Source organism: Microbacterium proteolyticum (genome assembly GCF_030818075.1).
Lineage (GTDB): Bacteria > Actinomycetota > Actinomycetes > Actinomycetales > Microbacteriaceae > Microbacterium > Microbacterium proteolyticum_A.
Map to the genome: position 1 here is coordinate 3230659 of NZ_JAUSZZ010000001.1, position 11984 is coordinate 3242642.

At 70.3% G+C, this 11984-nt stretch carries 11 protein-coding genes and 1 pseudogene; all 12 read right to left on the reverse strand.

All coding sequences use genetic code 11. The features are described from left to right. Positions 1–96 precede the first annotated feature (96 nt). The 12 genes and pseudogenes from dapF to QE392_RS15115 all read right to left on the reverse strand — a co-directional run bounded on the left by dapF (position 97) and on the right by QE392_RS15115 (position 11852). On the reverse strand, positions 97–951 hold the full coding sequence (dapF, locus tag QE392_RS15060; RefSeq protein WP_307453161.1) for a diaminopimelate epimerase: 855 nt from the start codon (positions 949–951) through the stop codon (positions 97–99). Positions 952–990: 39 nt separating this feature from the next. Next, positions 991–1440, reverse strand: a complete 450-nt coding sequence (locus QE392_RS15065) for a GNAT family acetyltransferase (protein ID WP_307453164.1) — start codon at positions 1438–1440, stop codon at positions 991–993. Next, complete coding sequence (gene miaA / locus QE392_RS15070; protein WP_307453166.1) at positions 1437–2366, reverse strand: tRNA (adenosine(37)-N6)-dimethylallyltransferase MiaA; 930 nt, start codon at positions 2364–2366, stop codon at positions 1437–1439. The genes QE392_RS15065 and miaA overlap by 4 nt, the downstream gene beginning before the upstream one ends. A gap of 18 nt (positions 2367–2384) precedes the next feature. Next, a pseudogene (gene miaB, locus QE392_RS15075) lies at positions 2385–3911 on the reverse strand (tRNA (N6-isopentenyl adenosine(37)-C2)-methylthiotransferase MiaB); the annotation flags it as partial. 76 nt (positions 3912–3987) lie between these two features. Continuing rightward, positions 3988–4944 (reverse strand): regulatory protein RecX, encoded by a 957-nt coding sequence (locus QE392_RS15080; protein ID WP_307453169.1) that lies wholly within the window; start codon positions 4942–4944, stop codon positions 3988–3990. Continuing rightward, on the reverse strand, positions 4944–5993 hold the full coding sequence (gene recA, locus QE392_RS15085; RefSeq protein ID WP_307453171.1) for a recombinase RecA: 1050 nt from the start codon (positions 5991–5993) through the stop codon (positions 4944–4946). Before recA ends, QE392_RS15080 begins: the two co-directional genes overlap by 1 nt. A gap of 775 nt (positions 5994–6768) precedes the next feature. Then, positions 6769–6993, reverse strand: coding sequence for a DUF3046 domain-containing protein (locus QE392_RS15090; RefSeq protein ID WP_307453173.1), 225 nt, complete (start codon positions 6991–6993; stop codon positions 6769–6771). A 12-nt stretch (positions 6994–7005) separates the two neighbouring features. Next, the gene (locus tag QE392_RS15095; protein ID WP_055957830.1) at positions 7006–7314 is read right to left on the reverse strand and encodes a helix-turn-helix domain-containing protein; all 309 of its coding nucleotides are present in this window, start codon (positions 7312–7314) and stop codon (positions 7006–7008) included. A 173-nt stretch (positions 7315–7487) separates the two neighbouring features. Continuing rightward, positions 7488–8015 carry a CinA family protein gene (locus QE392_RS15100; protein WP_307453176.1) on the reverse strand — a complete coding sequence of 176 codons (528 nt, stop codon included), beginning with the start codon at positions 8013–8015 and terminating at the stop codon, positions 7488–7490. Continuing rightward, a complete protein-coding gene (pgsA, locus tag QE392_RS15105) occupies positions 8012–8599 on the reverse strand; it encodes a CDP-diacylglycerol--glycerol-3-phosphate 3-phosphatidyltransferase (protein WP_307453179.1) in 588 nt (195 codons plus the stop codon). Before pgsA ends, QE392_RS15100 begins: the two co-directional genes overlap by 4 nt. Then, positions 8599–11310, reverse strand: coding sequence for an FtsK/SpoIIIE family DNA translocase (locus tag QE392_RS15110; RefSeq protein ID WP_307453181.1), 2712 nt, complete (start codon positions 11308–11310; stop codon positions 8599–8601). The genes pgsA and QE392_RS15110 overlap by 1 nt, the downstream gene beginning before the upstream one ends. Before the next feature lie 50 nt (positions 11311–11360). After that, a complete protein-coding gene (locus tag QE392_RS15115) occupies positions 11361–11852 on the reverse strand; it encodes a GNAT family N-acetyltransferase (protein ID WP_307453183.1) in 492 nt (163 codons plus the stop codon). Positions 11853–11984: the final 132 nt, after the last annotated feature.

Below are 11984 nucleotides of genomic sequence, written 5' to 3' on the forward strand. Positions count from 1 at the left end.
CGTTCCGCCGAGGATCACGCATCCCGGCGGCAGCGTTCGCCGAGCGACCGCGTCACCTCACGAGCACCGCGGCGCCCCCGCCGCGAAGCTCCGTCGTCACGCCAGGGCGACCTCGCCGGTGAAGACCAGCGACGCCGGGCCCGACAAGAACACCCGTCCGCCCGAGACCCGCACCCCCAGCGTGCCGCCGGGGGTGTCGACGATCCAGTGATCCGGGGCCGCCGCCCCCGCCCAATGTCGGACGGCCAGCGCGGCCGCGGCGACGCCGGTCCCGCAACTCAGCGTCTCGCCGACCCCGCGCTCGAAGACGCGCAGCCGGATAGCGCCCACGCCGTCGCGCACGAGCGGATCGGCAGGCACGACGAACTCCACGTTCGCCCCGTGGCGGGGTGCCGGGTCGAGCACGGGCTGATACACGAGGTCGAGGCCGTCGAGTTCGGCATCCGAGGACAGCGCGACCACGACATGGGGGTTGCCCACGTCGATGCCGACGCCCGGACGCGCCACTGTCAGACCCTTCGCCCGGACGAGGGTCTCGTCCGCATCCACCGTGAAGACACCGAGATCGACCTCGAATCCGCGATCGCTGCGCGTGAGCGTCTTCACCCCGGCGCGCGTGCCGATGCGCAAACCGTCGTCGATCGAGGCGAGGCCGGTGTCGGTGAGGTAGCGCGCGAAGACGCGCGTGCCGTTGCCGCACATCTCGGCCTTCGATCCGTCGGCGTTGCGGTAGTCCATGAACCACTCCGCGCCGGATGCCGCGGCATCCGCGCCCTCGGGGATCGCGGCCGAGCGCACGACGCGGAGCAGGCCGTCGGCTCCGATACCGAAATGCCGATCGCACAGCGCCGCGACCTGCGCGTCGGAGAGGTCGAGTTCCCCGTCGGGGTCGGCCACCACGACGAAGTCGTTGCCGGTGCCGTGCCCCTTGGTGAACGGAAGTGACGTCATGCGTCCATTCTATGGAGCGGGCGGCGCTCCCCCGGGTGGTCAGCCGGCCGGAGGCGGTCCCCCCGGGCCATCGACGATCAGCCTCTTGCCGGTGGCCCACGTGTCGAAGGACTCGTATCCGAGCGCGTCGTAGAGGCCGCGGGCGCCGACGTTGTCAGGGCGGACCATCAGCTGCACCTTCGGGCAGCCCATCCGCTCGAGCAGACGCTCGGCCTCGTCGACGAGGGCGCGGGCGATGCCACGGCCTCGGTGAGAGGGCGCAGTGGCGAGGTAGTACAGCCAGCCGCGGTGTCCGTCGTACCCGGCCATGACGCTGCCCACCACGGCGCCGCCATCGGTCGCGACGAGGAACAACTCCGGCTGCACGGTCAGCTTGCGGCGGATGTCGGCGTACGGGTCGTTCCAGGGGCGCGTCAGACCCGCCGCCTCCCAGAGCGTCACGACGTCCGTCTCTTCCCCGGGTTCGAATGCGCGGATGGCAACGCTCACGATCGGTCCTCTTCTGCCGATGCGAGGGTCGCGGCATCCGTCGTCCTCGCGTCGAGCCATCGGGCGTCGGCGTAGCGCCGGAACCACGACACCTGCCGACGGGCGTAGCGGCGGGTGAGCGCCTGGGTCTCCGCGATCGCGTCGTCTCTCGTCACGTCGCCCCGCAGCTGTGCGAGGGCCTGCGCGTAGCCGATGGCGCGCCCGGCCGTGGCCCCCCGCTCGAGCCCTTCCTCCCGGAGAGCGGCGACCTCGTCGAGAAGTCCCGTCGCCCACATGTGCTCGACGCGAGCATCGAGAAGGGGAACCAGTTCATCCCGGTCGATCCGCGTGGCGAGGATGCGTGTGGACGGATGCCACAGCACCGGCGCCTCCGGGAGGGCTCCACCGTGCGTGTCCCCGCCTTGCGCCAGAACCTCGAGCGCGCGGACCACCCGCCGGCCGTTGCGGGGGTCGATCCGCTCGGCCGCGGCCGGGTCGGTCGCGCGGAGCCGCGCATACAGCGCGCCCGCCCCGTGGCTCTCCAGCTCCTCCTCCAGTCGTCTGCGCAGCTCCTCGTCGCGCGGAGGGAAGCGGAAGTCCCAGAGGACGCTGGAGACGTACAGGCCCGATCCCCCGACTAGAACCGCGTCGGCGCCCCGCGCATGGATCTCGGCGATGGCCGTGCGGGCGGCCTGTTGATACCAGGCCACCGCGGCCTCGTCGGTCACCGCGAGAACGTCGAAGAGGTGATGCGGGATGCCGCGCCGCTCGGCCACGGGGACCTTCGCCGTGCCGATGTCCATGCCGCGGTACACCTGCATGGCATCCGCGTTGACGATCTCGGCGGGCGTGCCCCGGGCCGCGAGGGCCTCGGCGAGATCGAGCGAGAGGCCGGTCTTCCCGGTCCCCGTGGCGCCGACGACCGCCCAGAGACGGCGCGCGGTCACACGCCGACGCGGAGGGTGGGGAAGCCCCAGCGAGACCGCGCGCGGCGCGCCCGCCTCGCCCGGGACTGCGGGCACACCGCAGGACTCGGCCTGCGAACGGTCCCACGCGTCACCCGCGCGGGTGCGGCGGATGCGCAGCGGTGCCCCGTCGGGAGCGTCGGCCAGGAGATGGAAGGGGGCCGCGTGCGTCACCGTGACCGAGACGACGTCGCCCGGTCGCGGGCGCGGCGAGTCCTCGGGCAGCTCGAAGTGCACCAGCCGGTTGTCTTCGGCGCGACCGGTGAGCCGGTGCGTCTCGGCGTCCTTCTTGCCCTCGCCGGTCGAGACGAGCACCTCGAGCGTGCGACCGAGCTGCTTCTGGTTCTCTTCGGCCGAGATGCGGTCCTGCAGCGCCACGAGACGCTCGAAGCGCTCCTGGACGACCGCCTTGGGCACCTGGTCGGCCATCGTGGCCGCGGGCGTGCCCTCGCGGATGGAGTACTGGAAGGTGAAGGCGCTCGAGAAGCGGGACGCCTCCACGACGCGCATCGTCTCGAGGAAGTCCTCCTCGGTCTCGCCGGGGAAGCCGACGATGATGTCGGTCGTGATGGCGGCGTTCGGAATGCGCTCGCGCACGCGGTCCAGGATGCCGAGGAACTTCTCGCTGCGGTACGAACGCCGCATGGCCTTGAGGATGCGGTCGGACCCGGACTGCAGGGGCATGTGCAGCTGGGGCATGACCGCCGGGGTCTCGGCCATGGCCGCGATGACGTCGTCGGTGAAAGCCGCCGGGTGGGGGCTGGTGAAGCGGATGCGTTCGAGACCCTCGATCTCGCCCGCGGCGCGCAGAAGCTTGCCGAAGGCGAGGCGGTCGCCGAACTCCACGCCGTAGGAGTTGACGTTCTGGCCGAGCAGGGTGACCTCGATTGCACCGTCCTCGACGAGCAGGCGGATCTCGTTCAGGATGTCGCCGGGACGCCGGTCCTTCTCCTTGCCGCGAAGGCTCGGGACGATGCAGAACGTGCAGGTGTTGTTGCACCCGACCGAGATGGACACCCAGCCGCTGTGGACCGAGTCGCGCTTCGTGGGAAGGGTGGAGGGGAAGATCTCCAGCGACTCGAGGATCTCGAGTTCGGCTTCGCCGTTGTGGCGGGCACGCTCGAGCATTCCTGGCAGCGAACCCATGTTGTGCGTGCCGAACACGACATCGACCCACGGCGCCTTCTGCTGCACGGCATCCTTGTCCATCTGGGCGAGGCACCCGCCGACGGCGATCTGCATACCCGCGTGGGCGTCTTTCCGGGACTTGAGATGACCGAGCGTGCCATACAGCTTGCCGGCCGCATTGTCGCGGACAGCGCAGGTGTTGATGACCACGACGTCGGCCTCGGTGCCGGCGTCGGCGCGCACGTACCCCGCGCTCTCGAGCGAGCCGGAGAGGCGCTCGGAGTCGTGGACGTTCATCTGGCAGCCGAAGGTGCGCACTTCGTAGGTACGCGGTCCCCGGTCGCCGTGCGCGGCGGGGGACGGCGCGATCAGCGTCGGGGTGGAAACGGGGGTGGTCATGATGCCTGCCAGTCTAAACGGCGCGCTTCGGAGCCCGCGCGGGATGAGCCCGTCTCGAGAGCCCTCCTCGAGAGCCCTACTCGTCGGGGGTGAATCGCACCCCCGAGGCGGGGCGGGCGAACGAGCGCGCGCGCCCGATGCCGGCCTCATCCAGCGCCGTGCGCGCGGCCGTCAGGGCGACCGACGAGGGGTAGCCGCGGCGTCCGAGTTGTCCGGCGAGGCGACGCAGAGCCGTGTCGAAGTCCGCTCCCACGACACCGCGAACCTTCGAGCGAGCGAAGTCCAGCGCCCGATCGGCGTCGTCGTCGGGCAGCGCGGCGAGGGCGGCGTCCGCGATGTCACGGGGGATGCCCCGCTTGCGCAGCGTCTCCGCGACGGCGCGACGCCCCTCGCCCTTCTTCTCGACCGCCGACATCGCCAACTGCTCCGCGACGGTCGCGTCGTCGAGGTAGCCGAGGTCGACGAACCGGTCGATGATCTCTTCGACGATGACGTCGTCGACGCCCTCGATTCCGCGCAGCACCCCGCGCGCTTCCGACAGCGACAACGATCGCGACCGGAGCTTACGCAGCAACACGGCCTCGGCCTGCTCCCGCGCCTCCGCCCAGGTCGCTTCATCTCCGGGAGCCGCCCCGTGATTCCCCTCATGGTGGCCGCGGACCGCGAAGCGGTCGTCGTCGTGAATCGAGGACCCCACTTCGCGCAGGGGACGCAGCCGAGGAGGTCGACCCGGGGGCCGACCCTCCACATCGACCGTGTCGCCGGCGGCGGCGCCACTGACGGGGGTCGCACGGTTGCGCCCGACCGACGGGGTCGTACGGTCGCGCCCGACCGAAGGGTGTGCGGCGACGGATCGGTCGCGCGCACCGAAGAGCGGGATGACGGGGGCGAGCGCATCGCCCGCCCCCGCACGCGGAAGCCCGCGGATCACCCGCTCCCCGTCGGCGGCACCCGACGATGAGCGGCCGACTCCGCCCCGGCCTCCGGATGCAGTGACCGGGCGACGGCCCGAATCGTTGTCGTCGTCGGTCATCAGGCCGGGCGACGCGCGGCCAGCTCGTCGTCGGCGGAAACCACGGCCGGCGCCCCGCCGATGCCGAGCTTGGTCTTGATCTTCGACTCGATCTCGGCCGCGATGTCGGGGTTCTTGATCAGGAAGTTGCGGGCGTTCTCCTTGCCCTGCCCGAGCTGCTCGCCCTCGTAGGTGTACCAGGCACCCGACTTCTTCACGATCGCGTGCTCCACGCCGAAGTCGATGAGGCTCCCCTCGCGCGAGATGCCCACCCCGTAGAGGATGTCGAACTCGGCCTGCTTGAAGGGCGGGGCCATCTTGTTCTTCACGACCTTGACGCGGGTGCGGTTTCCCACGGCCTCGGTCCCGTCTTTCAGCGTCTCGATGCGACGGATGTCCAGGCGGACCGAGGCGTAGAACTTCAGCGCCTTTCCACCGGCCGTGGTCTCGGGCGAACCGAAGAACACACCGATCTTCTCGCGCAGCTGGTTGATGAAGATCGCCGTGGTCTTGGTGGTGTTCAGGCCACCCGTGAGCTTGCGCAGGGCCTGCGACATCAGTCGCGCCTGGAGGCCGACGTGCGAATCGCCCATCTCCCCCTTGATCTCGGCCTCGGGGACGAGCGCTGCGACCGAGTCGATGACGACGAGGTCGATCGCGCCGGAGCGGATCAGCATGTCGGCGATCTCGAGGGCCTGCTCACCGGTGTCGGGCTGCGAGACGAGGAGGGCGTCGATGTCGACGCCGAGCTTCTTGGCGTACTCGGGGTCGAGCGCGTGCTCGGCGTCGATGAACGCGGCGATTCCGCCGGCCCGCTGGGCGTTGGCGATGGCGTGGAGCGTGAGGGTCGTCTTTCCCGACGACTCCGGACCGTAGATCTCGATGATGCGGCCGCGCGGCAGACCGCCGATGCCCAGGGCGACGTCGAGGGCGACGGAGCCCGTGGGAATGGTCTCGATGGGCGCACGATCGTCGCTGCCCAGTCGCATGACCGAGCCCTTTCCGAACTGACGGTCGATCTGGGCGAGGGCCGACTCAAGGGCCTTCTCGCGTTCTGCGGGTGAGGGCATGACATCTTCTTTCTGATCGCGTTCCGGTCGCCTATAGGCTGTCGCGCTCCCCACCGACGGTGGGCCGGCCCGACAAGGCGTTCAGGTGTCGTTCGACGTCTTCCACGTTAGGGAGGGCCTCCGACATTGGTGTCGGGAAGCCCCTCGAATGGGGACGAACGCGTCACTTTCCCTGCTGTGTAGGAGCCTACGCCTGGATCGAACGTAGTTTCGATGACACGCCGGGAAGTTATGTACGAACGCCGTCGAAGGCCGCACGCGAGATCGACACTCACTCCCGGGGCCGCCGACGAACGGCACGCAGGCGGGGCAGGGGGAGACGCGACGTGATCACGGCCGCGCACCGCCCCGGTAGCGAGGAGGCGGCATCCGTCATGCCTGTTCGCAGAAAGCCAGCACGACCGCAGATTTCGAGGGTGATCCTGCGAGGATCGTCCCTCACTGCGTGCAGACGACATAGCCGACGGGGCGGTGCAGACGCAACGGAGCGGTACAGACGCGACGATGCGGTGCAGACGCGACGACGCGGTGCAGACGCGTCGGCATGGTGCAGACGCGACGGGGCAGTGCAGACGCGGCGGTACGGTGCAGACGCGGCGGTACGGTGCAGACGCGACGGTAGGCGGGAGCCGCGTCCGTCGCCCTCGGTGGCATCGGGCGCGCGTCGACGAGGTGCGGGCCGCGCGCGGCGCCCCTCCGGGCGCACAAGGCCCCACCGATCGAGGGGGCGGTGGCGGTCCGTTGAGCAGACCGCAAGCGAGTCGTCGCTGCCGGCTCAGGACCGGCGGGGATCCAGACGACCCACGCCGTAGCGCCGGTTGTCGGGCACGTCGGTCTCTTCGCACAACGCCAGCCAGACCTCTCGCGGGTCGATCCCCGCAGCCAACGCATCGACGCTCGTCCGCCCGCCGACGGCGGAGAGGACGAGATCGGTCATCAAAGAACCCGCACGCGCACCGAACTCGTCGGCGACGGCGCGATCGAACTCGCTACGACGCATGCCCGCGCGCGCTCAGCGCAGCGAGAGCTCCGGCTCGACGGACGCCACCAGCTCGTCGGGAACGACGTCGGGGAAGGTCTGCAGACCCTCGAGCACCGACAGGCGGTCGCCGACCTGGCGCATGATGGTCGAGATGGGCACGTCGAGTGCCTCGGCCACCGACGCGAGGATCTCGCTCGAGGCCTCCTTCTGACCGCGCTCGACCTCGCTGAGGTAGCCGAGGGCGACGCTCGCGCGGCTGGCGACCTGGCGGAGGGTGCGCCCCTTCTGCTGGCGGAGGTCACGCAGGACTTCGCCGATCTCTTGACGAACCAGGATCATTTCAGGGCCCTCCTCACTGCTGATTCCGTTGCCGCCCGTCGGGGCGACCATGAAATATCGTCTGTGGCCACCCTAATGCCGCGCGCTGTGCACCGGATGGGAATCGCTGGACGAAACCAGGATGTGCCATGATTTGTTCCCGCTCTCGGGATCGGCTCCGCGCCGATCAATGGTCACAGGGCGGCCAGGGCACGACGGATCGCCAAGTGGGCGCTCTCGCGCCGGATGCGTTCCCGGTCACCGGCGATGACGAGCGAGTCCACTCTCGTGCCGAGAGGCGTGGAGACCGCGATGTGCACCGTTCCCACAGGTTGGCCGTCTTGCTCATCGGGTCCGGCGACGCCGGTCGTGGCGATCCCGACGTCGGCGGCGACACCATCGCGGCCGAGGACATCGCGGACGCCGCGGGCCATCTGCCGTGCGACGCGGGGGTGGACGGCGCCGTGCGCTTCGAGCAGGGCGTGGTCCACGCCGAGCACACCGTGCTTCACGTCCGTCGCGTACGCCACCACTCCCCCGCGCACGACGCGCGAGGCTCCCGGCACGTCGACGAGGGAGGAGACGACGAGCCCGCCCGTCAGCGACTCGGCGACGGCGACGGTCCAGCCCAGCTCGGCGAGGCGATCCAGTAGAAGGCCCGCGCTCTCTCGAGGCGTGCGGACGACGGTCTCGTCGAAGTCGTCGGGAACGCTGTCGATCATCGATCGCCGCGTGCTTTCCGCGCGGCGCGCGCCTCCGTGACGATGTAGTCGATACCCGAGGCGATGGTCAGGACCACCGCGATCGTCATCGTGACGACGCTCGCCCACCACACCGTCGCCTGCCAGGCTCCGGCATCCGAGAGGCTCGCGAGCGGGAGGAGGGCGATGGACAACGCCACCGCCTGGAAGACGGTCTTGAGCTTGCCCATCCAGGCGGCCGCAAGCACATGGTCGCTGACGACCACGAAACGATAGACGGTGATACCGATCTCGCGCACGAGGACGACGATCGTGACCCACCAGGGCAGCTCGGCGAGGATCGAGAGCCCGACGAAGGCGATGCCGGTGAGAGCCTTGTCGGCGATCGGATCGAGGAGCTTCCCGAGGTCGCTGACGATGTTGTAGCGACGCGCGAGGTAACCGTCGACACCGTCCGTGGCGATCGCCACGATGAACAGCACCGCGGCCGCCCACCGCAGCCCTCCGCCCGCTCCCCCGTCGGCCAGGAGCAGCCACAGGAAGAGCGGTGCGCACAGGATGCGCACGATCGTGATGGCGTTGGGCAGCTGGGGGTGCACGCTCATCAGTCGCGTCCCGTCAGCTGCCAGGCGTCTTCCGATCCCTCGTCGTCGTCGGCGTTCACGACCGGCAGACCGTCGAACTGCGCCTCGATGGGGTCTTGGGCGTAGCGGTCGTCATCGCCCGCCGGCGCGGCGGCGGCCGGTGCCTCGTCGCCGCGCAGGCGCGCCATCACCGCCGGCAGTTGCTCGTTCGTGACGAGCACGTCGCGTGCCTTCGAGCCCTCGGAAGGGCCGACGATCTCGCGCGATTCCAGCAGGTCCATGAGGCGCCCGGCCTTGGCGAAGCCGACACGGAGCTTTCGCTGCAGCATCGACGTCGAACCGAACTGCGTCGACACCACCAGCTCGGCGGCGGCGAGGAGCAGCTCGAGGTCGTCTCCGATGTCGGCGTCGATCTCCTTCTTCTCCGCCGCCGCCTGGACGTCGGCGCGGTACTCGGGGCGTGCCTGCTGCGTGACGTGCGCGACGACTTTCTCGATCTCCTGCTCGCTCACCCACGCGCCCTGCACACGGAGCGCCTTCGATGCTCCCATCGGCAGGAACAACCCGTCGCCCTGACCGATCAGACGGTCGGCACCCGGCTGGTCGAGGATGACGCGGGAATCGGTGACACTGGTGACCGCGAACGCGAGACGAGAGGGGACGTTGGCCTTGATGAGGCCGGTCACCACGTCGACGGAGGGCCGCTGCGTGGCCAGGACGAGGTGGATGCCGCTGGCGCGGGCCAGCTGCGTGATGCGCACGATCGAGTCCTCGACGTCGCGCGGCGCGACCATCATGAGGTCGGCGAGCTCGTCGACGACGACCAGCAGGTACGGGTACGGCTTGAGGACCCGCTCGCTCCCCGCCGGGAGCTGCAGCTCCCCGGCGACCACGGCACGGTTGAAGTCGTCGATGTGGCGGAAGCCGAACGACGCCAGGTCGTCGTACCGCATGTCCATCTCCTTCACGACCCACTGCAGCGCCTCGGCGGCCTTCTTGGGGTTCGTGATGATGGGCGTGATGAGGTGCGGAACGCCCGCGTAGGAGGTCAGTTCGACGCGCTTGGGGTCGATGAGCACCATTCGCACGTCCGACGGCTTCGCCCGCATCAGCAGGCTCGTGATCATCGAGTTCACGAAGCTCGACTTGCCCGAGCCGGTGGAGCCGGCCACCAGCAGGTGGGGCATCTTGGCGAGGTTGGCCACGACGAACCCGCCACCGACGTCCTTGCCGACGCCGATGGTCATGGGGTGGGTGGAGGTGGTCGCCGCATCCGACCGGAGGATGTCTCCCAGCGTCACGATCTCGCGGTCGGCGTTCGGGATCTCGACACCGATCGCGCTCTTGCCCGGAATCGGCGCGAGGATGCGCACCTCGTTGGAGGCCACGGCGTACGCGATGTTGTTGGTCAACGCGGTGATGCGCTCGACCTTGACGCCGTGTCCGACCTCGATCTCGTATTGCGTCACCGTCGGTCCGCGGGAGAACCCGGTGACCCGGGCGTCGACCTTGAACTGCTCCATGACGCTCTCGATGGCGGCCACGACGGCGTCGTTGGCCGCCGAACGCGCCTTCGGCGGGGTGCCGCTCGCGAGCGCCGCGACGGAGGGGAGCCGGTAATTGGCGGCCGGCGGCGCTCCGGCGTTGTCACCGCCCAGCCCCGAGATCCCGGGCAGATCGTCGTCGCCGCCGTCGTCGACGACGGGCGAATCGTCGTGCAGCCCGCGGCCCGACACCGCCTGCTGCAGCACGCGCGGGTCGATGACCTCGGTCAACGCGTCCGGCGCCGGCGGGCGCGGAGGCGTCGGCGCGGGCGGCGCGACGGGTTCGGGCGCGACGACGGGCGACTCGAAGCCGCCCTGCGGCGTTCCCGGAGACAGCAACGCGGTGAGGTCGTCGGACCCGAGGGATCCATCGGCATCCTCTTCGCGCCCTGACTTGTTGCGACGCCACCAGGGGAGGGACTTCTCGGCCGGCTCGTCGTCGTCGTCGACGGGTAGCGCCTTCGTCGACGGATCGGGACGCTCGGTGCGTTCGACGCCGAACATCCAGGCGTACAGGTCGCCCAGACGGCGACCGATGCGGTTCGGCGGCGTCTTGGTGAGGATGAGGATGCTCAGCACGGCGAGCAGCGACAACGCGATGTACGCACCGACATCGCTCAGCAGGAGGGCGAGCGGCTCGCCGACGATCCACCCGGAGATCCCGCCCGCGGGGCTCAACGCCGGGAGGCCGCCCTGGTTGGGCACCGGTCGGTCACCCGCGACGTGGAGGAATCCGGCGAGGGCGACGACCAGAAGGCCGAAGCCGATGCCCACTCGACCGTTGTCGTGGACCGAGGCGGGGTGACGGAACAGCCATCCGGCGAGCAGGAGCAGCAGGACGGGAAGCACGAACGCGACGCGCCCGAAGAGGGCGCCGAAGCTGTACGCGCTGATGAGCGCCGCGGCATCCGTCCCGATGAAGAACCACTCGACGACCGCACCGATGACGGCGAGCACGACGAGGAAGAACGGGAACCCGTCGCGGCGCTGGTCGCGCTCGAGGCTCTCGGGTCCGAACGCGCGGAACATTCCGCCTACGCCGTGGGCCACAGCCATCCACGCGCGAACGGCCAGCGCGGGCTTCTCGGGCTCGTCGACGTAGCGCTTGGGCGCGGGAGCGGGGGCCTTGGACCGCGACGACCCCTTCGCGGGGGCGCGGCCGCCGGACGGGGACGAGGTGCGAGCCATTCCTCCACGGTAGGCGGGACCTCCGACATTCGCCCGCACCGACGCGGGCTTCAGCTCAGACGCTTGACCATGACGTCGCGCCCGATCCCCCGGCGCACCACCGCGAACCCCTCCGTGCGGTACAGCGAGACCGCGTAGTTGTCGCGCTCGACGCTGAGGCTGATGCGCGCGTAACCCTGGCCGCGCGCGTGATCGACCAGTCGCCTCAGCAGCGCCCGCCCGGTCCCGTGCGCACGCCACACCGGCCGCACGCCGATGATGAGCTCGGGCACCCCGGTGCCCACCCACCCGAACCCCGGTTCGTCGCGCGGGAACATGCGGTACCAGGCCGCTCCCACCGGCTCTCCGCCGGGCGACTCGGCGATGAAGCCGGCGTCGCCCGGGCGGAGCCACCCGGCGATGTACCGGCGGTAGTCGGGACTGCTGATGATCTCGTGCCGCGGTCGTGCCCCGCCGGCGCGCCAGTTAGCGGCCTCGACGGCCATATCGGCGAGGAAGACGCCGTCGGACCGGAGCGCCGCGCGGATCGGGAGAGCGGGCATGCCCGCATGATATCGACAGCACCGCTCGCCCGAGAACGGCGCCACCCGGCGACCGCGGTCGCCACGTTCCGCCGCGTGAGATGGCCCGCGAACCGCGAAGCGCCGCGGGCGGACCCGCGGCGCTTCGGAAGT